The sequence below is a fragment of the Tuberibacillus sp. Marseille-P3662 genome (assembly GCF_900178005.1).
Lineage (GTDB): Bacteria > Bacillota > Bacilli > Bacillales > Sporolactobacillaceae > Marseille-P3662.
This window is the reverse complement of the sequence record NZ_FXBS01000006.1, coordinates 1,381,436-1,408,371: the sequence shown is the minus strand read 5'-3', so window position 1 is coordinate 1,408,371 and position 26,936 is coordinate 1,381,436. Positions and strand designations below refer to the sequence as shown.

Genomic DNA, 26,936 nt, shown 5'->3' with positions numbered 1-26,936 from the left:
ATAAATTTGGTTGTGTAATCTAAGCTTTATCACTATAAAAGACCGCTTATACAGCGGTCTTTTAAGATTATGAATACTCATGCTGCATGTCTTGTGCGTCCTTTCGTACGTAACCGATAATCCATCCGACTAGTCCGAAAATGAAGGCAGGTACGATCCAGCCCATGCTTTGTTCATAAAGGGGGAGAAGCGCTAACGCGTCTTGCAGAACGCCTAAAGAAATACCGTAGCCGCTTAATGCGTCTAGAATACTGATGATTCCGGTACCAATGAGAGCTCCCGCATAGACTTCGTGAAAACCGGAAAATAGCCTGTGTGTAAAGCATAGAATCATCAAGGTGATCGCCATCGGATAAATTGCTAATAAAATCGGTGTCATAACCGCAATCAATTGCGTCAGACCAAGGTTAGCCATTAATCCACTAAATAGAGATAAAAGGGTGGCGATCACTGGATAAGGCAGTTTCGGCAACAATTGCTGCAGGAAACTGCTGCAAGATGTGACTAAGCCGACAGCAGTCGTTAAGCAAGCTAAACCAATCGCGATACCAAGTAAAATTTGACCTATTTGACCTAATGTTGTATTGGCAATAAAAGTGAGAATATCACCGCCACTAGCGCCAGCACCTAACTGGTTAACCGTGTTTGCGCCAAGGTAGGCTAAGGAAAGGTAAATGAGTCCAAGACCTGTTACAGCAATCATACCTGCTTTTAAAGTCACTTTGGTTACCGTCTTATGATCAGTAGTACCTTGACTTTTAATGGTGCTGGTAATCACGATGCCAAAAACTAAGGCGGCGATGGCATCAAGTGTTAAATATCCCTGAATAAATCCACCATAAAATGGTTCACTATCATAAGGGGCTGCGGCTTGTCCAGTCTGACCATTAATTTGTAGAAAGCCAACAATAACAATCGTAGCAATGACAATTACCAGTATCGGCGTTATGATTTTACCAAAACGGTCGACCATTTTTCCTGGCTTTAAAGATAGCCATAAAGTAAGCCCAAAAAAGATGATTGAAAAAATGAGAAGCGCGTCCGTATTTGGTATAAAGTCTTGTGCAAAAGGGGCAATCCCGATTTCATAAGCTACTGAACCGGTCCGTGGAATGCCGAATAGAGGACCGATAGCTAAATAAATAACAACCGTAAACATAATCCCAAATATTGGGTGAGCCCTTCCCGCAAGGTCTCGAAGACTATTCCCAGTTACCGCAACCGCTGTTACACCTAACAGAGGAAGTCCGACACCTGTTATTAAGAAACCAATAATGGCTGGCCAAAGGTGCTCACCTGAAGTTAGTCCGAGCTTGGGTGGGAAAATCAGGTTTCCTGCTCCCAAAAATAAAGCTAACATCATGAGCCCTAGTTTGAGTGTGTTGAAGTTTGTTTGTTTCATGCTGCCACCTCCGAAGCCGTATCATGTTGTCTATGCTAAGCTTAGCGACTATCAACTTTATACTTTTCTGACTTTTTAGAGCAATATTCGAATTATAACGCAATTTCATTACCGCGTAAATAGAAAAAGAAAGGTGACTTGTGACAATTATTTCTCATTTTTAAATAGTGCATCCGTAATGATTATTTGCGTTGGTTGGTGAAAATTAGTGGTGAATCGACAAAATAACCCGGTTCAGCAATCAATGGTTATGTGGGAAAATAATGGTGTAGACATCACACACTAAATAAAGGGGATGCACCATGAAAAATATTGTCTCTTTCAAACTCGATCCTAGTCAAATGGCGTTACAAAATGTCCTAGAACTCTATCATACCTGCTGTGATGCCAATAATGACATATACTTATACAAAGATGGTAAAACAAAAAAAATAACCAGAGTCACTGAACTCTTAGCTTTTATATTGACATCTAGACATCGACGGTTATTGGTCATTATTGAAGGTCAACAAGCGAAGCATACGATGAAACATGTAGTATCACGATTGTTCTCAGGACAAAATCCCGAACAAGTTGTATAGGGGAAAGCATGACACGCGTTATTATGAGAATCACAAAGTAACAAACCCGCACTCCACAGGAGGCGGGTTAACTCATGAAAATAGAAAAGTTATGAGGTTCATCATATCCTGAAAGTCGTTGAGTCGTTCGCGAATCAAGCAAAAAGAACGGACGCTTAATGAAACGTCCGTTCTAGGAAGACTTATTCTTTAATCATCATTGCGCTTGAACGGCCACCAATTGGCTTTACCAAAGATTTTAACCATCACCGGAATGAACAGTGGGAGGATGAAAATGTTATACAAAATTAATCCGGTAATGATGATCGTCGCGATTTCCATGAGTACAACGACACCTGATGGCATCATAGCTGCAAAGGTACCGCCAAGAATTACGGCAGCGGACATAATGACCGTACCCATATGTTTCATCGCTTCTATTATGGCCGTTTTCACGTCAATATCTTTATATTCGTTAAACCGGTCCATTAAGAAAATACTGTAATCAACACCTAGGGCAATCAGCATGACAAAACCGAAGAACGGTACCGCCCAGTTGATGCCGGTATAATCTAACAGGTTAACAAAAATAAGTTCCGTCACACCCATGGCTGTGTAATAGGTGAGTAAAAGTGAACCTAAAATATAGATCGGCATAATCAATGATCTTAAGAGGCCGATGAGAATAATCCCAATGCCGATCAACATAAGCATGACCGTGCGTGAATAATCCTCATCAGAGATATTTCGGAGGTCGGCAAAATTACTTGTAGCTCCACCGACACCGACATGGGCGTTCTCCAATTTAGTATCATCCGTTGCCCGGTCGACAGCTGATTTGATGTCATCAATTTGATCAATGGCTGTTGTCGAATACGGACTCACATCAAATAACACGCTGATCGTCGTCATTTTCCGATTATCGGACATATATTGATCAAGGGATTGGACGAAGTCATCGCCTTCTAAAGCCTCGTCGGGAATGTAGAAGCCAGCGAGTGAACTGTTGTTTTGTGACAACTCATCTAAAAATCCTCGAGCATCCCCTAAACCATTTGAAACCTTGTTTAATCCATTGACGCTGTCGCCAAGGCCACTGGCCATTTGATCAAGCTGTGAAACAATGGGTGAGAAGCCATTCTGTAACTGTTTTTGTCCATTCTTAATATCACTCAAGCCATTTTGGATGCTAGGGACATTGTTGATGATTTGCTGCTGCCCATTCGCCAGTTTCGTCATCGCGGTTTGCAGTTGGCTTAAACCGTCAACGGTTTGTTGCATTTGTGACGCGAATTGTTTCTGACCATCAACAATTTTGCTTAATCCATTGTTGGCTTTTTTGATATTTGAAGCTACAGAACCTAACTGTTTATTCAATTGACCCAAACCATCTGATAAATCTTGAGTACTACTTAATAATGTTCCGGTCGTGCCTACAATTTTTTGGTAATTTGTATCGTCCTTAATATCAGGGTGATCGTTACCTAATTTTTTCAGTCTCTTCTGTATCCCGGACAATCCTTTAGATAATTTTGATGTCTGAGATTGGATATCGGTATATTTCTTTTGTAATGTACCGATGCCATCGCCGATCTTTTGATAGTTATTCAATAACTTTTGGCTCTTATCAGCCAACTGTTGAGCACTTTGTTTAGCTTGCTTGAGTTTATTGATATCGATCTGCTGAGCACCGTCTTCTAGGCCGTTTTGAATTTTAACTAGATTGGTTTTTAATTTCTTAACGCCAGATTGTAAGTCACTGGTTCCGGAGATCAATGGATCAAAACCATTGACCGCTTTTTTGAGTTTTGGTTTCGAATCATTCAATTGATTTTGTGCTTGCTTTAAACCATCTGCGATTTTATCAATCCCATCATTGGCGTCTGCAATACCTTCATCCAGCGTCTGGGCTTGGTTAGGGACGAGAAAATCCTCTATAGGCTCGCCCTTTGGTTGGGTGACACTGCGAACCGTATCAACGTGATTGATCGTTTTCAGCTCACGAGTGATGCCTTCAATCGTTTGTAAGTAGGCGCGTTGATCCATTTTTTCGTCGTTTTCAATCACGACTTGAGTCGGCATCGCTTCACCAGCACCAAAATTGTCAGAAAGAATGTTAAATCCTTGGACTGACTTGTATTCATTTCCGATTTCTTCAAGTGTGTTAAAAGATTTCAAGCCATCATCTGTTATGATAAACGGAACCGTTACGGCGGCAACAATTAAAAGTGAAAGCAGCGGGCGTTTAAGGGAGAACCGGCCGGCAGCTCCCCAAAGACGGCTTTCATTATGCTCCATTGCTTTCTTGGACGGCCAAAACATTTTTCGTCCAAGTAGCAGCATGAGAATCGGTACGATAGTGACCAAAGCAATGATCAATATGATAATCCCGATAGCGACTCCTACTGACGATTGATACGTACTAAATTTAGAAAGACCGATGGTTGAGAAACCAACCAGTACGGCGAGGCCACTAAAAAATACGGTTCGACCGCCACTCTTGTATGTTTGTGCAATAGCATCAGTGATCGACTCATGCCTTGGTAATTCTTCCTTAAAACGGCTAAGCAGCAGGATACAGTAGTCTGTACCAATTCCAAACAGGACCGCGACCAAGAATATTTGTGTAAAGTTTGATAATGGAAAGTCAAACAGTTTAACTAACCAAGCAACAATCGATTGTGATGCAATATAAGTGATACCAACCGTTACGAGTGGAATCAATGGTGTGATAACTGAACGAAACACCACCAATAGGACGATAAGGATGAAAATAATGGTTAGATATTCAGTCTGATGCATCCCATCTTCAATGCTGGCTGTATAGTCTTCATTGATGAGCCAATCGCCTGTATAGTAATGGTCGATGTCAACATCATCCAGAGCGTTATACAAGGCTTTCTTTGCCTCTGCAGCTGTTCGCTCATCTAAATTAACTTGTAAGCTGGCAAGAATCGTTTTCTTGTTATCAGAAACAAACTGATCTTTAGCATCAGGGTTATCAAAATAAGATGTGACCGATTCAATCCCCAGTGAATCTTTGTCTGATTTCAGCGTATTGATCGCTGATTTGACAGTGTTTTTATCTTGATCTGTCATAGCGTGATCGGTATGAAAAACTAAGGCTGTCTGTGAACTGTCATTGTCGCTATATTCATTTAAAATATCGCTGGCCATTTTCGATGAATAGCCATCCGGAACTTCAGGCTGCCCATGTTCACGTACCAACTTTGACATATTGGGTTGAAATATAATGAGTGCGGCTAAACCGGCGATCCATATACCGATTACCAACCATTTTGCTTTAAGTAAGGTCTTCATTCCTCGACACCTTTCATATTTTCAATTTGCTGCTCCAAAGTATTGGCCAATTTTTCATATGTGTTCATAAATGAGCGAATTTCCTCATCATCAAACTGTGACATAAGCGAAGCAACAATATGACTCGATTGCTGTGATGTCTCCATGTACAATTGTTCACCTTTATCAGTGAGCAGTAAGTAAACAACCCGGCGGTCATCCTCGCTTCTCTCCCGTTTGATGAGCTCTTTCTTAAATAAGCGATTAATAATAGCAGTGATGGCGCTCTTCTTCACATAAAACGCTTTAGACAAGGAAGAAGAAGTACACGGCTGATTTTTATACAAGTAACGTAGTATTGCACCTTGATCAGGTGTTAGCGTTTCGCTAATCTTATCGTTAATTAAAACTTCGCCCATCTTGTGAACTTTAAACGATAAATCTTCATACCATTCAGCGAGTTTAAGCAACTCCGGATCATGCCTCATGAATTCACCCCTCCTATTCAAGGATTTTTGTTTAATCATTTAATAGTTCATATGTTTAACTATATAATCGACCTATCTTATTGTCAACGGAAATGGAGGTGACAGAATTTTGACTTTGACTGGACTCATGGTTGTTTTTTAGGCGTCTAAGGATGCTCTATAACTATGACGAAACCATTCTGTGTATGAAAAAATGGGAGTCAGCCGTCTGACCCCCATACCTTTACTTTATTAGTACAGTTGTTCATTAACCTCATTTAGTTGAGCAAGACGGACGTCGTCATTAGCATGTTCCGCATAACTCATCTCTTTGTTCATAATTTCACTTAAGAATTGAACTTCCTCTTGAGACAGATCACTCGCGAAGTGGGCTTCATTTTCTCCCATGTACCCTTGTAATTTTTGATACAAATCATAGGCGGCAGGGTTGTCATCGGCCCAATTCGACAAAGACTCTTTTAAATAAGCTAATGTCTCATCCATTATAAATCACCTCAAGTATAATATGGGTTGCAGCCATCGGCCTTATCCTAACAAAATAAAATTAGCTGAGATTAAAATATAAGGTGAATTGGGCTTTGGCCTATACAAGGATCGATTCTCATGAATAGTGTATGAGTGTAAGCGCGGGAAGGCTCGCGTCAAAAATATGCTTTCAGGAGGAGATATTGTATGAGTCATACGGGCGGTGGAGGTTTCGTTATCATCGTTGTTCTGTTCATACTGTTAATCATTGTAGGCGCATCATACGTTAACTAAAACGTAAGTTAGACGGCCAAGGACCTATGAGCGGATAGGTCCTTCAGCCTATACATGATTCGTCATAAATATTAACCAATGTCTTGTAATAACAATGGTACAGAGGGTACGGAATGTCTTTTATAATCTTGATACCGGTCAATCAATTCATCTAATTCCCGACTCGTCGCTAATGCTTGCTCAGAGCTTAAACCATATAGGTTCACGGTCTTAATGAGTTCGTCTCGTTTTTTTTCGATGACTTTTGTCAACATATGTTGTTTCACCTCTATTATTGGTACAACCAGATGTCCATATTATCGTACAAAGCAACCCCGTTTTAAATAGATTCGATTAAAAAAGTCGCGATTCGAGGGAATTCGCATTTAAGAATAGGACTTTAGGGAAGTGTTTTTCATTGTTCATTTAACATTATTCGGGTTTTCGTAAGTCTTTTTTACCATTGTTAGCGTTTTGGAACAGCATGATTCAGCCTTAGCCCTTTATATGGTAAACTGTATTTGGAAGTGACATCGTGAGTTAAAAAGGGGATGGTTATATGAGTAAACTTACCTTGGGTGATGTCATGAATAAAAAAATTGAAGATCTCATGATTCCTGCGGATCACGTCGCTCACGTACAAATGGGTAATCCACTGGAACATGCATTATTGGTATTGATAAAGACGGGCTATTCAGCGATTCCCGTTTTAGATGAGGCATTTAAGTTACAAGGTATTATCAGTAAAACCTTGATTTTGGATTCTATATTAGGTGTCGAACGCATTGAATTTGAACAGTTAAGCGATTACATTGTTGAAAAGGCAATGAATACAGATCCCCCCATTTTAAATATGGATAAGCATATTCTTGATGCAATCAAATTGGCGATTAATCACCCATTTCTATGTGTTGTCGACGAGGAACAAATGTTAATTGGGATTTTACCTAGAAGCAGTCTTTTGAAATTGTTGAATCACTATCTTCGGGATCAGGATTCAACAGTGAGTCTATCGTGAAAAATACAAGGTGACATTGATATGAATGACTAACGAAACAAAAGGTGACCAAAATGCAACGAGCTGATTATGAAATCATTTGTGTCCTTGCTGATGAGAAAAATATGAGAAGAGCAGCCGAACGCTTATTTGTGTCGCAACCGGCCCTTAGTCAACGGCTGCATAGTATTGAAACTCATTGGGAAACGGAGATCTTTATTCGTTCAAAGCGGGGACTGATCTTAACACCGGAGGGCGAAAAGATTGCTGATTTTGCCAAAAAGATGTTGGAAGAGGAGGACCAACTACGAGATAACATTGTTTCAACCCAGACCGAGGTTTACGGAACGCTCAAATTAGCGGTTGCTTCGATTATTGGTCAATATTGGCTGCCGCGCTTGCTAAAAAAATACGTTGAAACTTACCCTCATGTTAAGATTTCGCTCATGACGGGGTGGAGTTCAGATATTTTGAGGCATATGTACGAAAATGATACACATATTGGTATTATTCGCGGGAAACCAAAATGGCGGGGGAAGACGTTCCATTTATTTAGTGATGCCCTCAACTTAGTAGATACTAACATGCGATCAATTAAAGAATTGGATGATATCACCAAACCCTACATTCAATTTAAGAGTGATTCTTCTTATTATCAGGAAATTCAAGAGTGGTGGCATCATTATTACCAAAAACCACCGGAAAGAACGATTATTGTCGATCAAATTGAGACATGTAAGCAAATGGCTATTAACGGGATTGGCTATGCAATTTTACCTTCGATCAGTTTAACGGACCAAGATCAGCATATCTTTCAGATACCACTAGAGGACAGAAAACAAAAGCCTTTGACGAGAGATACATGGCTGTTAACCCATCATGAAACAATGGAATTAAAACAAGTAAAGGCTTTCATGGAACTTGTTCGAAGTGAAGGCATAGACTTATAATTAAAAATTCGATACCATTAGGACATTCATAATACATAGGGGGAACTAAAAGCATGGAAACGATGGACGCAAATCAAATTATTTCTTTTATCCAGAACAGTGAAAAAACGACACCTGTAAAAGTGTATATAAAAGGAGAATTATCGAAAGTTAACTTTGGGGCTAACATTCAAAGTTTTGTCAACGACGAATCTGGCGTAATTTTCGGTGAATGGAAAGTTGTTAAATCGTTGCTTGAAGAACAAGCGGAGTACATAGATGATTACGTTGTGGAGAATGATCGCAGACATTCAGGTGTCCCATTGCTGGATTTAAAAGGGATTCAAGCCCGGATTGAACCTGGTGCCGTTATTCGTGATCAAGTGGAGATCGGTAAGAATGCTGTCATTATGATGGGCGCGACAATTAACATTGGTTCTGTTGTTGGTGAAGGCACGATGATCGACATGAATGCCGTTCTTGGTGGACGCGCAACAGTAGGGAAAAATTGCCATGTCGGTGCGGGATCTGTGCTTGCTGGTGTTATTGAGCCGCCTTCCGCCAGTCCAGTTATTTTAGAAGATGATGTCGTCGTTGGTGCAAACGCCGTCATTCTGGAAGGTGTCACAGTCGGAAAAGGTGCGGTTGTCGCAGCTGGTGCTGTTGTAACAGAAGATGTCCCAGCCAATACCGTTGTTGCTGGAACACCTGCAAAGGTCATTAAGCAAATGGACGAGCAGACAAAAGGTAAAACGGAAATCAAGCAAGAATTACGGCAGCTCAAGGACGAGTAAACATCTAAGGGGGTTCCTTCAATGACGAGCTGGGAAGAACGGGACCATGAGTTCATCATGCCAACCTATACTAAGCAAAAATTGCCCATCGCCATTGCTCGTGGCGAGGGCAATTCCTTATATGACACGGAAGGTCATCAATATCTTGATCTATTTACAGGTTTGGCAGTGAATACTTTAGGTCACTCACATCCTAAAATTATAGCAACGTTAAAAGACCAAGCGGAAAAATTTTTACATATATCTAATGTTTACTATAATCCGCCAGCCATTCGATTAGCCGAAAAGTTGTCAAAAGCGACCAATAATGGCAAGGTGTTTTTTACTAATTCCGGGACAGAAGCGACGGAGGCATTTGTCAAATGGCTGCATAAGTATGAAAAGGAAGCAACAAGTGGTCAATCCGGGATTGTCGTCCTCCGTCAAAGTTTTCACGGTCGTACACTTGGAGCATTAAAATTGACGAGGCAGCCGCATGTCTATCAAGATTTCCCTTATTCAGATATTCCTGTATATGAGGTTGAACCAGAGAATCTGGAACAGTTGGAGGCGGCCCTTGAAAACAAACCTGCTGCGTTACTTATGGAGCCGGTGCTTGGTTCTGCTGGGATTTTGCCTTTATCACAGTTTTTTATGGAAACGGCCTACCAGCTGTGTCGAGAAAACGATGTCCTATTTTGTCTTGATGAGATTCAAACAGGCATGGGGCGAACAGGTGAACTGTTTGCTTATCAGCATTATCATATTGATCCGGATGCGATTTTATTTGCTAAAGGGATTGGAGGCGGATTGCCGTTAGGGGGAATGATTGTTGCCGATCGATTCTCGGGATTGTTTCAGACGGGGGATCACGGTACAACGTTTGCACCCTCACCGATGGCCGCTGCGCTAGGCAATACCGTGCTTGAAGTTTTAACGGATGATGGTGTTATGCAAACGGCGGCTGAACAGGCGACTTATTTATGGGATGCTTTAGAACACTTGCAGCAGACGTCTGCTGTTGTTGAAGAGGTTCGTGGAAAAGGTCTGATGCTTGGTGTTGTTTTGAATGGAGATGCCGATGCGATACGCGAAGTTAGGGAAACGATGCTCCAGAAAGGGTTCTTAATTGATGTTACGCAGAAAACGATCATTCGCTTGCTCCCACCGTTAACGATTACCCGGGAAGACATTGACACCTTTGTCCAAGCCTTTGCAGAGACAATTGAACATGTGGTTCAGTAAGGACCAGTTAGAGGAGAGGGGGTTCATTAGTGTTATTCAATTTAGTTGATCTTCGCCGTAGCTTTCATCAAATTCCTGAACCCGGTTTCAAGGAATATCAAACCCAGGCGTTAATCCTTGATTATTTAGACCGTCTTCCTCAAGACCGGTTAGTGATTAAAACATGGGAAACAGGTGTACTCGTTAAAATTGAAGGAACAGCACCCCAGCAAACCATTGGCTATCGAACGGATATTGACGGCTTACCTATCGAAGAGGAAACGGGATATGATTTTCGTTCACAGCATGATGGCTGGATGCATGCATGTGGCCACGACTTTCATATCACTATTGGTCTTGGAGTGATCGAACAGCTATTAGAAAAGCCGCTCCGTGACAATGTTGTCGTCATCTTCCAACCCGCTGAAGAAGGCCCGGGTGGTGCTCGGCCGATGCAGGAAAGCGCAGTGTTTCAAGACTGGTTACCTGATATGATTTTTGCTCTACATGTTGCTCCAGAATTGCCGACGGGAACGCTTGCCCTGAAAGAAGGTTTATTGTTCGCGAATACGTCTGAACTCTTTATTGATTTTCACGGGAAAGGCGGCCATGCGGCTTATCCGCATCTTGCTAATGATATGGTGGTTGCGGCCAGTGCTTTTGTGACTCAACTGCAATCCATTGTCAGCCGCAGAGTTGATCCTATGAACTCAGGGGTGATCACCATAGGAAAAATTGACGGCGGGACAAAGCAAAATATTATTGCCGAAAAGGCACGAGTTGAAGGCACGATTCGGGCGCTGAGTCCTGAGAGTATGAAAGTGATTCAACAGGAAATTGAAGCGCATGTGGCAGGGATTGAAGCGGCCTATCATTGCCAGGCATCCATTGATTACGGCAGCCATTATTATCAAGTCACTAATGATGCTGACTTCACCCAATCATTTTTGTCGTATTGTCGTCGGAACGACTTGCCTGTCCAAATATGTGATGCCGCTATGACGGGAGAAGATTTCGGCTACTTTTTAAAAAATATTCCAGGGTTTATGTTTTGGTTGGGTGTGGATTCAACATCAGGGTTGCATTCATCGACATTAAAGCCACATGAACCAGCGATGGAACAGGCTGTTAAGGCTGTTAGTGGTTATATAAATGATCTGGCCAGCGAATAGATGAATCCCTTTTTTGGTAACCTAGGTCTAGGAGGTGTGAAAATGGCTAAAATAGCTGTTGAACAATCCTTGACTGACATCAAGGAAGCTTTAGAGAGCAAAGGTTATCAAGTCGCTCCCCTAAAAAATGAGGAGGACGCTAAGAACAGTGATTGTTGTGTGATTTCTGGTCAGGACGTGAATGTGATGGGCATGCAAGACGTGACTACTGATGGATCAGTCATTGACGCACGCGGCCTTGATGCCAATCAGGTTTGTGAAGAGGTCGATAGTCGATTGCAATAGTTCATTTAAGGCAGCTACTATTTGCTGCCTTTTTTTCACTTAAAAGTGAAGCATGACAGGTCGGACATTCTTATATATAATGGTTTTTGAGAGTCTAAGGGAGTATGGTCAATGATTGCCTTAAAATTATTTATAGTTGCTTTACTGATTTTCTTAACAGCTTTTTTTGTGGCAACCGAATTTGCTATTGTAAAGGTAAGAAAAGGGAAAATTGACACACTTGCTGCTAATGGTGATCGTAAGGCAGCAGCAGCTCAAAGCGTGCTAGAAAAACTCGATGAATTTTTATCAGCTTGTCAATTAGGGATTACGATGACATCATTAGGCATTGGTTGGCTTGGTGAACCCGCTATTGGCCAGCTTATGGAAGTGTGGTTTTTTGAGTTACCGTTATCACATGGACTTTCAATGACGATTTCTACGATTATCGCATTTTTACTGGTAACGGTCTTGCATGTTGTACTGGGTGAACTTGTCGCCAAGACATTTGCGATTCAGAAGGCTGAGCAAATTGTGATCATGTGTGCTTTACCTTTAATATGGTTTAATAGAATCATGTATCCTTTAATTTGGGTATTGAATAGCTCAGCCAATTTGATTGCTAAATTGTTTGGCGTTCGGCCGATGAGCGAACAAGAAGAGTCACATACGGAAGAAGAACTCAGGCATTTATTATCAGAAAGCTACCAAAGCGGAGAAATCAACCAGTCGGAATATCGCTATGCTGACCGGATCTTTGATTTTGATAACCGGTTGGCCAAGGAAATTATGATTCCAAGGACGGAAGTGGATTGTCTTTATTGCCAGTGTTCAATGGAAGATAATATGACTATCATGAAGAAAGAGAAGTTCACTCGTTATCCAGTTGCGGAAAATGATAAAGATCATATCATTGGGTTGGTTAATATTAAAGAGTTATTCCATTCGGATGATGCGTATCGGCAAAGTCTTCGTCCGCACATCCGCCCAATTATTAGCATGCTGGAAACAACGCCAATTAAACAATTATTGATCAAAATGCAGAAGGAAAGTGTTCATATGGCTGTGCTGATTGATGAATACGGCGGGACTTCAGGTATCGTAACGGTTGAGGACATTCTTGAAGAAATCGTTGGTGAGATTCGTGATGAGTTTGATATTGACGAAGCACCGATGATTCGCAAGACTGGAGATGACACTTATGAAGTGGATGGTAAAGTACTACTGACTGATCTCAGTGAATTAATGAATGTGCCCATCTATCATGAGGAGATTGATACGATTGGTGGCTTTATTTTATCCAAAAATCCCGATGTTCAAATAGGAACAGTTGTTCAATACCAGGGTTTAACCTTTAAAGTGCAAGAGGCAGAAGGTTTACAAATCAAATGGGTTGAAATTCAGGCAGCGGCTAAAGAAGGAGAAAAACACATTGAAAATGAGGATGCCGACTCTAAAAAATAACATCATATCAAAGCGCCTAAGTCCACCGCAAATCTTAGCACTAGGTTTTACCTTCATTATTTTAATAGGAGCGGTACTTTTATGCTTGCCTGTAGCAACTCATGGATCTATTAGTCTTATTGATGCGTGGTTCACCTCGACTTCGGCGACCATGGTTACAGGATTGACAGTTGTCGATACTGGGGCGACATTCACCCTGTTTGGTCAAGTCGTCATCTTGTGTTTGATTCAAGTTGGCGGGTTAAGTTTTATGTCGTTTGCGGTCTTAATTATTATGGTTCTGGGACGGAAAGTGGGCCTAAGACAGCGCATGCTTATCCAACAAGCATTGAGTCAAGATTCACTGGGTGGCGTTGTGCGGCTCGTTAGAATTCTACTGATCTATACGTTGGTTACAGAAGGGATTGCCATGTTCTTCTTGGCATTATATTGGATACCCAAAATGGGTCTGGGACAAGGGCTTTATTATAGTGTTTTTCATGTGATATCAGCTTTTAATAATGCTGGGTTTACATTATGGTCAGACAGTTTAATGCGCTTTGTAGGTGATCCGGTTGTGAATCTTATCATTATGGTATTGTTTGTCACGGGTGGACTTGGTTTCACGGTCATCTATGATATTTGGTTTACAAAAGAGTTTAAAAACTTGACGCTCCATACCAAATTAATGATTGCCGGGACCATTGGCATTAACATCGTTGCTGTTCTACTATTCTTTCTCTTAGAATATATGAATCCTGGTACATTAGGGCACCTATCACTGTTTAAGAAATTTCTAGCATCTATTTTTCAAGGGTTGACCCCGCGATCAGCCGGGTTTAATACTGTAGATATATCAGAAGTCACAGATGGAACAGCCATTATTACTTCCATGCTCATGTTCATTGGCGCTGGAAGTGGATCAACGGCAAGCGGGATTAAATTAACCACGTTTCTAGCGATTTTATTGGCTGTTATTGCTTTTATCAGAGGGAGAGACAACACAGTTGCTTTCGGCCGCACCATTCGTCAAGGGGCGATTATGCGTGCCATATCTATTGTGATCATTTCATTAACGATATTTTTTATCGCACTTATTATCTTATCGATTACGGAAAATCAACCGTTTGTCCCATTATTATTTGAAGTAGCCTCAGCCGTTGGAACATGCGGGTTATCTATGGGCGTCACGCCCGAATTATCGATAGCGGGAAAAGTGATTGTCATTGTGTTAATGTTCTTTGGCAGAATGGGGCCATTAACCTTAGCATTCTCATTAGCAACACCTAAGAAAGACAATATCCGCTTTCCTAATGGCGATGTCTTTACAGGATAAAAAAAGCTGCCGTAATGGCAGCTTTTTTAGGCATTTTTATCAATATTAACTTGATGCGGGTAGGGAATTTCGATGTTATTGGTATCCAATGCCCATTTAATGGCTTTGCGCAAATCGCGTTCAACCGCCCATTGTTCCATATTTTCTGTTTGAGCAATGACGCGGATGACGATATCTGACGAACCAAAGGCTTGAACACCGACGACATCAGGCCCTTCCTTAATCCGGTCATCATTCTCCGCAGCTTGGTTACAAGCCTCTTGGATGACAGTAATGGCATCGTCAACATTCTCTTCGTAGGCTATACCCAGATCAACAAGCGCACGCATATTTCCTCGAGTATGGTTGCTGACAGTAGCAATTTGCCGGTTGGGTATATAATTTAATGTTCCGTCAAAACTCCGGATTTTAGTAGTGCGTAAGCCGACTTCTTCGACAATGCCGCCAAAACCTGCCGTTGTGACATAATCGCCGACATCTATTTGCTTTTCTAATAAAATAAAGAACCCTGTCACGACATCACTGACTAATCCTTGAGCACCGAAACCGACAGCTAGGCCAATAACACTAGCCCCGGCAATTAGGCTCGCTGTAGGAAGTCCAAACGCATTAAAAGCGAGAACAAGAAATATGAAAAAGAGGACGTATGTATAGGCACTGGCTGTTAATTTTTCTAATGTGTAGATGCGATTTGAGGAGACGTCCCTTCGCTGTTTGTAACGGTCAAAAGAACGGGCGATAATTTTTGAACCGACCCTTTTTAATACAAAGTAAATAATGACAACAGCGATGAATTCGATGATATTGGCACCGAATTTGACAAGTAATTCTGTCCAAAATGGCGCGCTGATAAAGTTGTTCATATCCATGAGAATACTCCTTATTACGTATAGTTTTTCTCTATTATACCAATAATGATAATACCAATAAAATCATAGGGCTCAGGCGCTAGTCTATAAAGTATCATTCGAAAATCTAGCAAGGTTTTTCGATCTCCAATACAAATTGACCAAGTATCAGGATTATACTATAATGGCTAGCGTGATGAAAAAACCCGATACATAAGACTTACGGGAAACTATAATAGGAGGGATTTTTCATGCCAGAACGCATGGTAGGCAAACAAGCGCCTCGATTTGAAATGGAGGCTGTTATGCCGAACAAAGAATTTGGTAAGGTCAGTCTTGAAGAGAACATGAAAAACGACAAATGGACGATTTTATTCTTTTATCCAATGGATTTCACCTTTGTTTGTCCAACGGAAATTACAGCAATGAGTGATGAATTTGATATATTCGAAGATCTTGATGCTGAAGTGATTGGTGCGTCAACGGATACGATTCACACACACTTAGCATGGATTAACACTCCGCGGGACGATAATGGTTTGGGTGACCTAACTTATCCTCTCGCTGCTGATACGAATCATGAAATTGCTCGAAAGTACGGCGTCCTAATTGAAGAAGAAGGTGTAGCTCTTCGCGGTCTATTCATCATTGACCCTGAAGGAGAATTGAAATATTCCGTTGTTAACCATAACGACATCGGTCGTAGCGTGGAAGAAACGTCTCGTGTCCTTCAGGCGCTACAAACAGGCGGTATGTGTCCAGCTAACTGGAAGCCTGGTCAAGCGACACTTTAAGAAAAAAACTGAAGCAGTATTCAAAGGATATCCCAAAAAGGGGTATCCTTTTTCTGTAGGTTGTTTAGCTCTTTTCGTATAATTTGTATTAAAAGCAAAAATATATTGTTTGGTGCCTATAGATTTTGTTATTTAAAGATAAATTGAGATATAAGAAGAAAATTTTAAAAAATGTATACTAATGATAATATTTTGTCGTTAAATCAAATGATTTGGGGTCTCACCGGTTTATTTGGCAATAAAATCCCATAGTCAATTATTTCGAAATTCGTTATATTAGGTGATGTTACTTTATAATGACTGGGTTAGGTGGTGACCTTATGGGTGTTTTTAAGCAGTTGAAACCGTTTTATTGGCCGTATAGAAAGTATTTTATTGGTTCGATTGTCTTTTTGTTGTTTGTAACAGGGATTACTGTAACCTATCCAATTGCTTTACAGCTAACCATTGATAAGGTTGTATTACAAGGAAAAATTGATATCGTTCCGTATATTGCAATTGGTTTTATACTATTGATGGCTATTAAAGGACTATCGGCCTACTTTAATCAATATTGGGGAGAACTGTTTGGCATTAGTTCAGTTTATGAACTGCGTAATGCGCTATATGCAAAGTTGCAACGCTTGCCGTTCCGGTATTACGATAATGCGCACACAGGGGATCTCATGTCTAGATTGACAGCGGATGTTCAGGCGTTTCGTTTTTTCTTGTCCGGGGGATTTGCTCAACTGATTAACTTTTGTCTGATTGTGACCTTTAGTCTTATTGTGATGTTCACCTATTCGGCGGTGCTGTCAATTGTTACCTTACTCATGGTACCGTTTCTTGCTTTGACCGTGTACCGCTTCGATAAGCAGGTACATCCAGCGTTCCGTAGAATTCGTCTGTCTATGGCTCATTTGAATACGCGTGTTCAGGAGAATATTAGTGGTATGGGCACCGTCAAAGCATTATCGAGAGAAGACTTTGAAATGGGGCGTTTTAAGAGATCTAATCTGAATTATCGGTCTCGGCAAATTGAAACATCGGATATTTGGGCGAAGTTTTTTCCTATCATGGAACTTGTCGGTGACCTTTGCGTGGTTTTCTTATTAGGGCTTGGCGGTTATATGGTCATGCAAGGTCAATTGTCATCCGGAGAGCTTGTCGCTTTCTTTAGTTTAGTTTGGTACATCATGGGGCCATTAATGAATTTGGGATTTATTATCAATACATTCTCACAATCCAAAGCGTCAGGGGAACGTTTATTGCAGATTTTGAATGAATCTGAGGATATTCAGTCTCCAAATAAAGCGATTGACACTAAGCAGATTCAGGGTCATATCGAATTTAACCATGTGTCTCTTCGATATCCGAATGAAAAAGTCTATGCCTTAAAAAATATTTCTTTTAATGTGGAACCTGGTGAAACAATTGGCTTGATGGGAGCGACAGGATCCGGTAAATCAACAATTACACAAGTGATTTCCCGGTTCTATGATATTACTGATGGAGAGCTCTTGATTGATGGTAAGCCGGTTCATGACTATAACGTCAGTGCATTAAGAAAAAATATCGGATTTGTGCTCCAGGAATCATTTTTATTCTCGTCAACCATTCGCGACAATATTGCTTACGGAAACCCTGATATTAGTGATGAGAAGATAATTGATGCAGCCAAACGTGCCCAAGCGCATGCGTTCATTTCTGAAATGCCTGATGGCTATGACACCATGCTCGGTGAACGCGGATTAGGTCTATCCGGTGGTCAGAAGCAACGGTTGGCGATTGCCCGTGCTTTGTTAATTAATCCAAGTATTTTAATTTTGGATGATGCGACCAGTGCCGTTGATATGCAGACGGAAGCTAAAATTCAGAAAGCATTTCGCGAATTAATGAAAGGGCGGACAACATTCATTATTGCTCATCGGATTTCTTCGGTTCAGCATGCCGATCAGATCCTAGTTCTTGACGATGGTGAAATTAATGAACGGGGTGTCCACAGTGAATTGTTGGAGCATCCAAATGGCATTTACCGTCGCATTTTTGACATTCAATATAAAGACAAGGAAATTTTACAACGGTCAGAGCACGTTCTTTAGGAGGTGAGAGTTGTGACTGTCAAAATTGAAAAGCCAAAGAGAGAGCGATTTTATTATAAGGCTGATCAAGTTGTTGAGAAACAGTTTAATTGGAAACAAATGTTCCGTTTGATGTCCTACATGAAACCTTATGCAAAAACACTCGTTCCGTTAGCTGTTTTGACCATGTTCATCCAGACTGCGGTTCGTTTAATTGTCCCGATTTTAATTGGTGTGTATGCATTTGATGAAGTTATAGCCAAAGGCAAGTTTGATCAACTCTGGTGGCTCGTCGCTGGAATTGCGGCGATGTACGCTGTTTCATGGTTAAGTAATATGTTTCGAATTAAATTAACGAATCGGATCGGTCAATATGTGATTTATGATTTGCGGAAAGCTTTATTTGATCATGTTCAACGATTGTCCCACCGATTTTTTGATTCGCGATCGGCAGGATCAATTTTAGTTCGTATTATTAATGATATTAATTCATTACAAGATTTGTTCACAAATGGTGTTATTAACATATTAATGGACTTAACGATGTTAGTCGGTATTGCCGTCATATTATTTACACTGAGCCCGCCGCTTGCGCTTGCTGTATTTATTGTTATGCCGATTATGTTTTTCATATCGACTAAACTCCGGCGCCGGATCAGGCGGGCATGGCAACAGGTGCGGGTTAAACAATCCAAGATGAATTCGCACTTGAATGAAAGTATCCAGGGTATGCGGATTACGCAGTCATTCACACAAGAGTCGGAAAACATGGATTATTTTAAAGGTGTTAACGGCGAAACCTATGAAAGTTTGCGTCATGCTACACAAAAAAACGCAATGTTTCGGCCGTTTGTGGAAATGGCCAATGCTGTAGGTTCGGCGATCTTAATTTGGCTTGGATCTGTGTTGATTTTAAATGGTTATATTGAAATGGGTGTTTTTGTTTCATTTGCGTTCTATATCGGGATGTTTTGGGAACCGATATCCCGTCTTGGTCAAGTCTATAATCAGCTATTAATGGCGATGGCGTCATCCGAACGAATCTTTGAATTTTTGGATGAGAGACCCAATGTTGTTGAAAAACCTGATGCCATCAGTATGAGTCACATTCAAGGACGCGTGGATTTCAAGGATGTTGAATTCAGTTACGATGATAAGCGAAAAGCTCTTAATGATATTAACTTAACGATGGAAGCTGGACAGTCGGTTGCTTTGGTTGGTCATACGGGTTCAGGAAAATCAACGATTGCGAATATGATTGGTCGTTTCTATGATCCAACGGACGGCCAAGTGACTTTTGATGGTATTGATCTAAAAGATATTAAGCTTGATGAACTGAGGGCTAATGTCAGTACCGTTTTGCAGGACACCTTCATTTTCTCAGGGACGATTATGGAAAATATTCGTTTTGGGCGACCGGATGCTTCTGATGAAGAAGTTAAAAGCGCGTCTCGAGCCGTTGGCGCTGATTTTTTTATTCAGCAGTTAGCCCAGGGCTATGACACTGAAGTTGAAGAACGCGGTAACATTTTGTCCGTCGGTGAACGTCAGTTGTTATCGTTTGCTCGTGCGTTGTTAGCTGATCCGAAAATTTTAATTTTGGATGAGGCGACAGCGAGTATCGATACGGAGACGGAATTGAAAATTCAAGAAGCGATGGATAAGCTGCTGAAAGGACGGACGTCAGTAATCATTGCTCACCGTCTATCAACCATACGTGATGCAGATCAAATTATTGTCCTTGAGGAAGGCAATATTCTTGAACGGGGTACACACGATGAATTGATGGATGCTCAAGGCAAGTATTATGAATTGGTCCTGAGCCAATTCAAAGCACTGGACGCATCATAAGGATAAAAGAAAACGAGGCTGAGACAAAAGTATATTGATAACAGAATCATCCGAACTTTTTTGTTAATCCGTTCGGATGATTTGTTTTAAAATCGTCATTCCTATCATCGCTTCGTCAAAATCCTTCGCTTGCCGCGGGCACGGCCCCAGATAACTTGGTCAAGAAAACCCCTTTACCTAGTGGACGAACGCCTGGACCTAAAATCAACAGTCACGTTTCATAAACAATCATTGACGTTCGTGGCCGTATTGCCTATTGTATTAATAGACATTCATTTGAAATAGAATAGAGAATCGGGGTGAAGTCGGTTGCCTCACTGGCTTGATATTTATTTACTATGGCTGATCTTATTTTTATACGTCGTTATGGCATCAATTGATTTCGGAACGGGCGGCTTGATGGTGTATATGCGCTTGACTGGCCGGCAGCGTGCAGGGGCTGTCTTGGATCAACTTTTGAAGGCCTATTTCTGGATTTATTTCTATGTGTTTCTATTGGCTGCATTAGCCGGACTATTTGTCTTGAATGAGACGTTGTTAGAAACGTTCGTCCCGCCGCTTAAGTGGCCTGTGCTTGGGATTCTGCTGATGCATATGGTCTGGAAAGGGTTCACTTACTGGATACCTCTTAATCAAGTGAGATTATCTGTGACGTTTTGTATGGGGCTCTTATCTCTAATCATCCCAGGTGTGATGGCATCGGTTTTAGCGGTTTCTGAGGGTGGTTTTATTAGTGATGAAACGATGATGTTGGATTATGGGACATTTCTTACGTCTATCTATCCTTGGAGCGTCGGTATTCTTGCGGTTGTTTCTGTGATGTACATCAGTTCAGCGTATCATGTTCGGTATTTCCATTTGCATGTCGAACAGCAAGCAGATACGCCGCGACATTTAACCCTCTATTGGAGTATGCCGACATTATTAGCTAGTGCTTTAGTCTTTGCAGCGTTACAGGGACACAACAATGAACATTTCATTAATGCGCTGGATCATGCATGGTTGTTTATGCTGTCTTTGATTAGCCTGCTTATTGCAATATCATTAGTTTTTCGAAAGTATCTGATTTCGGGAGCGTTTGGCTTTGTTGTATTGCAGTTTTTCTTTGCTTTCTACGGCTACGGCATTTCTCATTTACCTTATTTATTGTATCCTAATATTAAGTTAGCAGACGATATCCCTTCTGGGGCAGTTTGGTTTATTATCGCACTGTTACTGATATTGGGATTAATATATGGCGCGGTCAAAGTACTGGAACGGGCTCATCATCGTTAATCATTGATTTTAATTTCGTTTTATAGAGATGGAGGAATGAATGTGAAAAAACAATATGCTGTGATTGGACTCGGACGGTTCGGAGGCAGTATATGCTGGACTTTAAGTGAGCAGGGGCAGGAGGTTTTAGCAATTGACATGGATGAAGACCGCGTCAATGAATATACGCCGATTGCAACACATGCCGTGATCGCTGATTCAACTGATGAAACGGTTTTGAAAAGTTTAGGCTTACGGAATTTTGACCATGTGATCGTAGCGATAGGGGATAATATTCAAGCCAGTACGCTCACGACCTTGATATTAAAGGAATTAGGGGTTGAAAAGGTCACGGCTAAAGCCCAAAACGACTATCATGAAAAAGTGCTTAGAAAGATTGGGGCCGATCAAGTCAGTCACCCCGAGCGTGATATGGGGACGCGGATTGCTAACAATATTACCTCTTCGAGTGTTCTAGATTATCTTGAGCTGTCAGACCAACATAGTATTATGGAAGTGATCGCTGGACAGAAAATGGATGGACAGACATTGATCGATCTCGATGTCAGAGCTAAGTTTGGTGTTAATATTGTTGCTATAAAAGAGGAAGGAAACATTAACGTGTCGCCTAGGGCTGATCAAACGGTAAATGATGGTGACATCTTAATTATCATTGGTGCGGACAATGACATCGACCGATTTAAAAATCATATGCTAGATAATTAACACCCGAAGGTTATGAAACCTCCGGGTGTTTTTTCTTGCTTATTATTCATTGACTTCCATAATAATGGGTAAGATCATTGGCTTACGACGTGTTTTTTCATATAAAAATGGTCCTAAAGTATCGCTTATTTCGGATTTAATTTCCGACCATTGTGACGTTTGCTGTTCCATGACTTTGCCGAGATGTTGTTTTAATAGACGTTCGGCGTCTTTGATAAGATCACCTGATTCACGCATATAGACGAATCCGCGAGAAATGATATCAGGCCCAGCAAGCACTTGATATTTTTTCATGTTAATGCTGACAACGACAATCACAAGACCTTCCTCAGAAAGGATGCGACGGTCACGCAAAACGATATTACCAATATCGCCGATACCATTACCGTCCACATAAACAGATCCTGAAGGGACGCGTCCAGCAATTTCTGCTTCGTTTTCATCCAATGCTAGAACATCGCCGTTATCCATAATGAATGATTTGTCTTCTGGCAGGCCGCAATCATGGGCCAACTCAGCGTGCTTCTTAAGCATACGATATTCACCATGGATAGGCATGAAGAACTTAGGCTGCATTAATCTGAGCATCAGTTTTTGCTCTTCCTGTCCGCCGTGGCCTGATGTATGAATATCGTTCAGCGGGCCATGTATGACTTCGGCACCTGCACGAAACAGTTGGTTAATCGTGTTATTAATACTAATCGCATTACCAGGAATCGGTGATGATGAAAACACCACAGTATCCCCAGGAATAATCTGAATTTGGCGATGGGTGCCGTTGGCAATACGCGATAACGCCGCCATCGGTTCGCCTTGGCTTCCTGTGCAAAGAATTGTAACCTCATTCTCAGGCAAACGATTGATCTCCTGATGTTCAATGAAAGTATCCTTTGGCGCCCGAATATACCCAAGTTCTTGCCCCAACCGCATGTTCGCTTCCATACTTCGACCGAATACGGCTATTTTTCGCTTAGTTTCAATCGAGGCTTCTACGACTTGTTGCAAACGATGGATATTAGATGCAAAGGTGGCGAAAATGACACGCCCTTTAACTTTACGGAAAATATCAGTGATGTTAGATCCAACTTGACGTTCAGACATGGTGAATTTAGGAACTTCACTGTTCGTGCTATCGGAAAGCAAGCACAGAACGCCTTCTTTTCCAATTTCAGCCATTTTAGTTAAATTAGCTGACTCTCCTACTGGTGTAAAGTCAAATTTAAAGTCACCGGTTTGGACAATGTTCCCCGACGGTGTTTTGACTACAATACCGTAAGAATCCGGGATACTATGTGTAGTGCGAAAGAAAGTCACCGATGTTTTTTGAAACTTGATGACGTCATCCTCCTGAATGGTGTGCAGTTCTGTCTGCCGTAACAAACCGTGTTCTTCCAGCTTATTACGCAAAAGTCCAATCACGAGTTTCCCCCCAAATACGGGGACATTCACAACTCTAAGTAAGTAGGGAACACCGCCAATATGGTCTTCATGGCCATGGGTGATAAAAAGTCCTTTAATTTTATCAGCGTTTTTTGTTAAGTAATTATAATCGGGAATGACGTAATCGATCCCTAGTAGTTCATCTTCCGGAAATTTAATTCCGGCATCGATTAACACAATCTCATCCTGGAATTGGACCGCGTACGTATTCTTACCGACCTCACCTAACCCGCCAAGGGCGAAAACTGCTGTCTGATGATTTTTTACTGATTTCATAAGGTTAGAGCTGCTCCACTTTAAAGTCTTCCGATTGTTTTTCGTATTCCAGGAATTCATCACTAAGACCTTGAACAAATTCTATATTAATGTTCCAGCCTTTTTCCGCAAGTTTTTTGCGTACATCTTTCTCGGAGTCACCTTCAACATACATTGAATGGGTGCTTTCTCTAACAGGAATTTCGTCTAAAGTTTCTTGATATAATACTTTAAAAATCATGTATAACCTCTCCTTTATCTTATTACGACGTAAGCCTGTAAAAATGTCTAATGTTTATTATAAATCATATAAAAGCGAATTTCATGTCATATTTTAAATTTGACGTTCCAAACTGAGTGGAACGCCAAATTTAAAAAACTAAATACGCGCAAGCCGATCGTTCTCAAGAAGCTCCTTAACGCGCCGGAGCCATCTTCTACGTGCTTTTTTGCTCATGGTCTGGCCTCCCTTGAAGTCGGATCCCAGATGTTCGGACAAGGACAGTGTGACCAAATGTATCGGCTATATGAATTAGTTTGTTCATGGCAGTGTTGTGACATGTATTCAAACATCACTATTATTGACAAAAATGTTTGATTTATTACTTAGGGTTGCACGGCTTGTTATAATTATGAGGGTTATATTATTGGGAGTTAGTGGAGGAGTGGAACTGATGAGCGAACAACCCATCGTATTTTTTGACATTGATGGCACTTTATTAGATGAAGATAAAAACATACCGGACACCACGCGACAAGCTGTTTATGATTTACAGAAAAAAGGAGTTATCACAGCGATTGCCACGGGTCGGGCGCCGTTTATGTTTGCGGATGTCCGTCGTGAGTTAAATATTGATTCTTTTATTAGTTTTAATGGTCAGTATGTCGTTCATAAGGGTGAAGCTGTTTTTAAAAATCCTATGCACTTTGAAGATTTAGGTGAGTTACACCAAAAAGCAATGGGAGGAGATTATCCATTAGCGTTTCTATCCTCGCATAAAGCGGCTGTAACCCATGATCAACATCCTTTTATTATGAAAAGCTTTAATTCTTTAAAATTGGATCCACCCGATTACGATAAAACGTTCCATCATGATCATGAAATTTATCAAGCGCTCATTTTTTGTGAAGAAGGTGAAGATATTGGAGCTTTCCAGGCGATTGATGCCTTTGATTATGTCCGTTGGCACCGCTATTCTATGGACGTGGTTCCAACAGGAGGATCCAAGGCCATTGGCATCCAGTCTTTATTAGACAATCTTGGCATCGACCGGAGAAACACCATTGCGTTTGGTGATGCCATGAATGACATTGAAATGCTGTCATTCGTTGAGAATGGTGTTGCCATGGGTAACGGTCAACCTCAAGTGAAAGATGTGGCCAAACATGTGACAACCCATGTTTCAGACAATGGTATTTATAATGGTCTAAAGCATCTAGGATTATTATAAAAAAACATACTCCGTTCACGGAGTATGTTTGGTTGCTAACGATCCACAGATCGCGCATTGTCAGGGACGGCAAATGGGTCATCAGCGTTGATATGATCATAAAACATAATACCATCAAGATGATCGAGCTCATGTTGCACTGCAATCGAGGGTAGTCCGCGTAATTTTATCGTGAATTCTTGACCGTTAATATCGTAAGCTCTAACCTTAATCCGCGCATAACGGGGGACGTATCCCGGAACATCACGGTCAACGGATAAGCACCCTTCACCACTTTCTAAATAGGACTTCTCAATTGAGTGACTGATGATTCTTGGATTGATCATTGCATATTGATGCAACTGTTCTTTGCCGTCAACAAGATAGACGGCAAGCATTCGCTTAGATACGGCGATTTGCGGGGCAGCGAGCCCGATACCTGGACGCAGTTGACATTGCTGTGCGATATTGTCATCTTGGCTATTCACTAAGTATTCCATCATTTTGTTTAACGTTTTTTGGTCTTCTTCACTTGGCGGCAAGGTGACCGCGTCAGCGACTTGACGCAGAATGGGATGACCTTCCCGCACGATGTCATCCATGGTGTACATATTATCCTCTCCTTCTCAAGGCGAACTTTTCATCAGTATATTTAGTTTAGCATAATCATGTTTAGCAGGAAAAACATTGATAAGTGTGTCACTTTTTTATTGATGTTATATCACCCATGATGAAATTTTGATATGATATAGGAAATTAATTTGCATTTAAAAGAGGAGGAGACGCTTGAAACCGTTACATAGCTATAAAATAGTCCTGACTCTAATGGCTGTTTTTGTCTTCCTGACAAGTTGTAGTCTAGGGAAAAGTCCGGGAGATCACATGTATCAAAAAATAGAAGACGCCGCCGATGGTGAATCAACATTTAATGACTTGCAAAAACCCATGGTCAAAGCAGAGAACAAGGAACATAAATTATTTAAAGACATCATGAAATTGGATATGACAGAATATAAAAAAATTAAAGAACATGCTGACGATGCTCTAAAATCAATTGAAGAAAGAAAAGATATGTTAAAGGATGAACAAGCGAGTATTGAAAAGGCCTACCAATCCTTTCAAGAAGGGGCCACTTATATCAGTGAACTTGATGATAAAGAGACCAAGTCTTTGGCCAAAGATGTCGTCGATATTATGGATCAGCGATATCAAACTTATCAAAACTTACACAAGGCTTATCAAAAATCGTTACAGCTTGATGAGAAGCTTTTCAATATGCTGGAAAAGAAAGATTTAAAGGTCGAAACGCTTCAAGCACAAATTAAAAAAGTGAACAGTGGTTATAAAAAAGTTGAAAAAAACCAGAAGCAATTTAACGATTTAACGAAACAGTTTAACAAGAAAAAAATGGATCTATATAAACAATTGGGCATTGAAATTAATAGGAAAGATAAAGAAGGCGCTTAAGAGCGTCTTTTTTTAGTGTCCCGGCAATCATAACAGTAATAATACAGAGTGAATTGTTTTTGTATAACAGATGATATTAAAAGGATCAAGGTTTTATTTATTGACTTGTGTAATGGACTTATTATAAACTATTCAATGAATCGCGTTGTATTATTTTTTTATATCTTAATGAATAAAACAGTTAT

26 protein-coding genes are annotated in these 26,936 nt (G+C 40.9%); 17 read left to right on the top strand and 9 right to left on the bottom strand.

Annotation, left to right across the window (positions count from 1 at the left end):
* Positions 1 to 67: 67 nt before the first annotated feature.
* The gene (gene brnQ / locus B9Y89_RS15755) at positions 68 to 1,402 is read right to left on the bottom strand and encodes a branched-chain amino acid transport system II carrier protein (RefSeq protein WP_085524146.1); all 1,335 of its coding nucleotides are present in this window, start codon (positions 1,400 to 1,402) and stop codon (positions 68 to 70) included.
* A gap of 302 nt (positions 1,403 to 1,704) precedes the next feature.
* Between brnQ and B9Y89_RS15750 the strand changes: the two genes are divergently transcribed.
* Positions 1,705 to 1,983, top strand: a complete 279-nt coding sequence (locus tag B9Y89_RS15750; RefSeq protein ID WP_085524145.1) for a hypothetical protein — start codon at positions 1,705 to 1,707, stop codon at positions 1,981 to 1,983.
* 189 nt (positions 1,984 to 2,172) lie between these two features.
* Here the strand turns inward: B9Y89_RS15750 and B9Y89_RS15745 are convergent, their stop codons facing one another.
* From B9Y89_RS15745 to B9Y89_RS15735, 3 genes are all read right to left on the bottom strand, one after another.
* Positions 2,173 to 5,283 (bottom strand): MMPL family transporter, encoded by a 3,111-nt coding sequence (locus B9Y89_RS15745; RefSeq protein ID WP_085524144.1) that lies wholly within the window; start codon positions 5,281 to 5,283, stop codon positions 2,173 to 2,175.
* Entirely contained in the window at positions 5,280 to 5,750 is a 471-nt protein-coding gene (locus B9Y89_RS15740) for a MarR family winged helix-turn-helix transcriptional regulator (RefSeq protein WP_085524143.1), read from the bottom strand. The genes B9Y89_RS15745 and B9Y89_RS15740 overlap by 4 nt, the downstream gene beginning before the upstream one ends.
* Positions 5,751 to 5,981: 231 nt before the next feature.
* Positions 5,982 to 6,233: a hypothetical protein gene (locus tag B9Y89_RS15735; RefSeq protein ID WP_085524142.1), complete on the bottom strand. Its 252-nt coding sequence runs from the start codon at positions 6,231 to 6,233 to the stop codon at positions 5,982 to 5,984.
* Between the two features lie 189 nt (positions 6,234 to 6,422).
* Between B9Y89_RS15735 and B9Y89_RS15730 the strand changes: the two genes are divergently transcribed.
* Positions 6,423 to 6,509, top strand: a complete 87-nt coding sequence (locus B9Y89_RS15730) for a YjcZ family sporulation protein (protein ID WP_085524141.1) — start codon at positions 6,423 to 6,425, stop codon at positions 6,507 to 6,509.
* Between the two features lie 71 nt (positions 6,510 to 6,580).
* On the opposite strand, the gene B9Y89_RS15725 is transcribed toward B9Y89_RS15730, so the two are convergent.
* Entirely contained in the window at positions 6,581 to 6,763 is a 183-nt protein-coding gene (locus tag B9Y89_RS15725) for an aspartyl-phosphate phosphatase Spo0E family protein (RefSeq protein ID WP_085524140.1), read from the bottom strand.
* 284 nt (positions 6,764 to 7,047) lie between these two features.
* Here B9Y89_RS15725 and cbpB point away from each other — a divergent pair, with 284 nt between their 5' ends.
* The 8 genes from cbpB to B9Y89_RS15685 all read left to right on the top strand — a co-directional run bounded on the left by cbpB (position 7,048) and on the right by B9Y89_RS15685 (position 14,626).
* Positions 7,048 to 7,506 (top strand): cyclic-di-AMP-binding protein CbpB, encoded by a 459-nt coding sequence (cbpB, locus tag B9Y89_RS15720; protein WP_085524139.1) that lies wholly within the window; start codon positions 7,048 to 7,050, stop codon positions 7,504 to 7,506.
* Between the two features lie 53 nt (positions 7,507 to 7,559).
* Positions 7,560 to 8,435 (top strand): LysR family transcriptional regulator, encoded by an 876-nt coding sequence (locus tag B9Y89_RS15715; protein WP_085524138.1) that lies wholly within the window; start codon positions 7,560 to 7,562, stop codon positions 8,433 to 8,435.
* Between the two features lie 53 nt (positions 8,436 to 8,488).
* Positions 8,489 to 9,208 (top strand): 2,3,4,5-tetrahydropyridine-2,6-dicarboxylate N-acetyltransferase, encoded by a 720-nt coding sequence (gene dapD / locus B9Y89_RS15710; protein WP_085524137.1) that lies wholly within the window; start codon positions 8,489 to 8,491, stop codon positions 9,206 to 9,208.
* Positions 9,209 to 9,229: 21 nt separating this feature from the next.
* Positions 9,230 to 10,432 carry an aspartate aminotransferase family protein gene (locus B9Y89_RS15705; protein ID WP_085524136.1) on the top strand — a complete coding sequence of 401 codons (1,203 nt, stop codon included), beginning with the start codon at positions 9,230 to 9,232 and terminating at the stop codon, positions 10,430 to 10,432.
* 29 nt (positions 10,433 to 10,461) lie between these two features.
* The gene (locus B9Y89_RS15700) at positions 10,462 to 11,583 is read left to right on the top strand and encodes an N-acetyldiaminopimelate deacetylase (RefSeq protein ID WP_085524135.1); all 1,122 of its coding nucleotides are present in this window, start codon (positions 10,462 to 10,464) and stop codon (positions 11,581 to 11,583) included.
* A 42-nt stretch (positions 11,584 to 11,625) separates the two neighbouring features.
* Entirely contained in the window at positions 11,626 to 11,868 is a 243-nt protein-coding gene (locus tag B9Y89_RS15695; protein WP_085524134.1) for a YkuS family protein, read from the top strand.
* A gap of 111 nt (positions 11,869 to 11,979) precedes the next feature.
* Complete coding sequence (locus tag B9Y89_RS15690; protein ID WP_085524133.1) at positions 11,980 to 13,311, top strand: hemolysin family protein; 1,332 nt, start codon at positions 11,980 to 11,982, stop codon at positions 13,309 to 13,311.
* Positions 13,292 to 14,626 (top strand): TrkH family potassium uptake protein, encoded by a 1,335-nt coding sequence (locus tag B9Y89_RS15685; protein ID WP_085524769.1) that lies wholly within the window; start codon positions 13,292 to 13,294, stop codon positions 14,624 to 14,626. Before B9Y89_RS15690 ends, B9Y89_RS15685 begins: the two co-directional genes overlap by 20 nt.
* A 26-nt stretch (positions 14,627 to 14,652) precedes the next feature.
* Here the strand turns inward: B9Y89_RS15685 and B9Y89_RS15680 are convergent, their stop codons facing one another.
* A complete protein-coding gene (locus tag B9Y89_RS15680; RefSeq protein WP_085524768.1) occupies positions 14,653 to 15,489 on the bottom strand; it encodes a mechanosensitive ion channel family protein in 837 nt (278 codons plus the stop codon).
* 236 nt (positions 15,490 to 15,725) lie between these two features.
* On the opposite strand from B9Y89_RS15680, the gene B9Y89_RS15675 reads away from it, so the two are divergent.
* The 5 genes from B9Y89_RS15675 (at position 15,726) to B9Y89_RS15655 (ending at position 22,159) form a co-directional block, all read left to right on the top strand.
* Entirely contained in the window at positions 15,726 to 16,268 is a 543-nt protein-coding gene (locus B9Y89_RS15675) for a peroxiredoxin (protein ID WP_085524132.1), read from the top strand.
* Between the two features lie 320 nt (positions 16,269 to 16,588).
* The gene (locus B9Y89_RS15670; RefSeq protein WP_085524131.1) at positions 16,589 to 18,349 is read left to right on the top strand and encodes an ABC transporter ATP-binding protein; all 1,761 of its coding nucleotides are present in this window, start codon (positions 16,589 to 16,591) and stop codon (positions 18,347 to 18,349) included.
* 12 nt (positions 18,350 to 18,361) lie between these two features.
* The gene (locus B9Y89_RS15665; RefSeq protein WP_254901267.1) at positions 18,362 to 20,179 is read left to right on the top strand and encodes an ABC transporter ATP-binding protein; all 1,818 of its coding nucleotides are present in this window, start codon (positions 18,362 to 18,364) and stop codon (positions 20,177 to 20,179) included.
* A 309-nt stretch (positions 20,180 to 20,488) separates the two neighbouring features.
* Positions 20,489 to 21,454 (top strand): cytochrome d ubiquinol oxidase subunit II, encoded by a 966-nt coding sequence (locus B9Y89_RS15660; protein ID WP_085524130.1) that lies wholly within the window; start codon positions 20,489 to 20,491, stop codon positions 21,452 to 21,454.
* A 36-nt stretch (positions 21,455 to 21,490) separates the two neighbouring features.
* Positions 21,491 to 22,159, top strand: coding sequence for a potassium channel family protein (locus tag B9Y89_RS15655; RefSeq protein WP_303393582.1), 669 nt, complete (start codon positions 21,491 to 21,493; stop codon positions 22,157 to 22,159).
* Positions 22,160 to 22,201: 42 nt separating this feature from the next.
* Here the strand turns inward: B9Y89_RS15655 and rnjA are convergent, their stop codons facing one another.
* Together rnjA and B9Y89_RS15645 are read right to left on the bottom strand one after the other, a co-directional pair.
* On the bottom strand, positions 22,202 to 23,875 hold the full coding sequence (gene rnjA / locus B9Y89_RS15650) for a ribonuclease J1 (RefSeq protein WP_085524128.1): 1,674 nt from the start codon (positions 23,873 to 23,875) through the stop codon (positions 22,202 to 22,204).
* A gap of 4 nt (positions 23,876 to 23,879) precedes the next feature.
* Positions 23,880 to 24,095 carry a DNA-dependent RNA polymerase subunit epsilon gene (locus tag B9Y89_RS15645; RefSeq protein ID WP_085524127.1) on the bottom strand — a complete coding sequence of 72 codons (216 nt, stop codon included), beginning with the start codon at positions 24,093 to 24,095 and terminating at the stop codon, positions 23,880 to 23,882.
* A 433-nt stretch (positions 24,096 to 24,528) separates the two neighbouring features.
* On the opposite strand from B9Y89_RS15645, the gene B9Y89_RS15640 reads away from it, so the two are divergent.
* Positions 24,529 to 25,305: a Cof-type HAD-IIB family hydrolase gene (locus B9Y89_RS15640; RefSeq protein ID WP_085524126.1), complete on the top strand. Its 777-nt coding sequence runs from the start codon at positions 24,529 to 24,531 to the stop codon at positions 25,303 to 25,305.
* Positions 25,306 to 25,340: 35 nt separating this feature from the next.
* Here the strand turns inward: B9Y89_RS15640 and def are convergent, their stop codons facing one another.
* Positions 25,341 to 25,895 (bottom strand): peptide deformylase, encoded by a 555-nt coding sequence (def, locus tag B9Y89_RS15635; protein WP_085524125.1) that lies wholly within the window; start codon positions 25,893 to 25,895, stop codon positions 25,341 to 25,343.
* 175 nt (positions 25,896 to 26,070) lie between these two features.
* On the opposite strand from def, the gene B9Y89_RS15630 reads away from it, so the two are divergent.
* Positions 26,071 to 26,751 carry a YkyA family protein gene (locus B9Y89_RS15630; protein ID WP_085524124.1) on the top strand — a complete coding sequence of 227 codons (681 nt, stop codon included), beginning with the start codon at positions 26,071 to 26,073 and terminating at the stop codon, positions 26,749 to 26,751.
* Positions 26,752 to 26,936: the final 185 nt, after the last annotated feature.

Coding starts and splice junctions, on each gene's coding strand:
- brnQ (WP_085524146.1), bottom strand. CDS start 1,402: ATGAAACAAACAAACTTCAACACACTCAAACTAGGGCTCATGATGTTA.
- B9Y89_RS15750 (WP_085524145.1), top strand. CDS start 1,705: ATGAAAAATATTGTCTCTTTCAAACTCGATCCTAGTCAAATGGCGTTA.
- B9Y89_RS15745 (WP_085524144.1), bottom strand. CDS start 5,283: ATGAAGACCTTACTTAAAGCAAAATGGTTGGTAATCGGTATATGGATC.
- B9Y89_RS15740 (WP_085524143.1), bottom strand. CDS start 5,750: ATGAGGCATGATCCGGAGTTGCTTAAACTCGCTGAATGGTATGAAGAT.
- B9Y89_RS15735 (WP_085524142.1), bottom strand. CDS start 6,233: ATGGATGAGACATTAGCTTATTTAAAAGAGTCTTTGTCGAATTGGGCC.
- B9Y89_RS15730 (WP_085524141.1), top strand. CDS start 6,423: ATGAGTCATACGGGCGGTGGAGGTTTCGTTATCATCGTTGTTCTGTTC.
- B9Y89_RS15725 (WP_085524140.1), bottom strand. CDS start 6,763: ATGTTGACAAAAGTCATCGAAAAAAAACGAGACGAACTCATTAAGACC.
- cbpB (WP_085524139.1), top strand. CDS start 7,048: ATGAGTAAACTTACCTTGGGTGATGTCATGAATAAAAAAATTGAAGAT.
- B9Y89_RS15715 (WP_085524138.1), top strand. CDS start 7,560: ATGCAACGAGCTGATTATGAAATCATTTGTGTCCTTGCTGATGAGAAA.
- dapD (WP_085524137.1), top strand. CDS start 8,489: ATGGAAACGATGGACGCAAATCAAATTATTTCTTTTATCCAGAACAGT.
- B9Y89_RS15705 (WP_085524136.1), top strand. CDS start 9,230: ATGACGAGCTGGGAAGAACGGGACCATGAGTTCATCATGCCAACCTAT.
- B9Y89_RS15695 (WP_085524134.1), top strand. CDS start 11,626: ATGGCTAAAATAGCTGTTGAACAATCCTTGACTGACATCAAGGAAGCT.
- B9Y89_RS15690 (WP_085524133.1), top strand. CDS start 11,980: ATGATTGCCTTAAAATTATTTATAGTTGCTTTACTGATTTTCTTAACA.
- B9Y89_RS15685 (WP_085524769.1), top strand. CDS start 13,292: ATGCCGACTCTAAAAAATAACATCATATCAAAGCGCCTAAGTCCACCG.
- B9Y89_RS15680 (WP_085524768.1), bottom strand. CDS start 15,489: ATGAACAACTTTATCAGCGCGCCATTTTGGACAGAATTACTTGTCAAA.
- B9Y89_RS15675 (WP_085524132.1), top strand. CDS start 15,726: ATGCCAGAACGCATGGTAGGCAAACAAGCGCCTCGATTTGAAATGGAG.
- B9Y89_RS15670 (WP_085524131.1), top strand. CDS start 16,589: ATGGGTGTTTTTAAGCAGTTGAAACCGTTTTATTGGCCGTATAGAAAG.
- B9Y89_RS15655 (WP_303393582.1), top strand. CDS start 21,491: ATGAATGTGAAAAAACAATATGCTGTGATTGGACTCGGACGGTTCGGA.
- rnjA (WP_085524128.1), bottom strand. CDS start 23,875: ATGAAATCAGTAAAAAATCATCAGACAGCAGTTTTCGCCCTTGGCGGG.
- B9Y89_RS15645 (WP_085524127.1), bottom strand. CDS start 24,095: ATGATTTTTAAAGTATTATATCAAGAAACTTTAGACGAAATTCCTGTT.
- B9Y89_RS15640 (WP_085524126.1), top strand. CDS start 24,529: ATGAGCGAACAACCCATCGTATTTTTTGACATTGATGGCACTTTATTA.
- def (WP_085524125.1), bottom strand. CDS start 25,895: ATGTACACCATGGATGACATCGTGCGGGAAGGTCATCCCATTCTGCGT.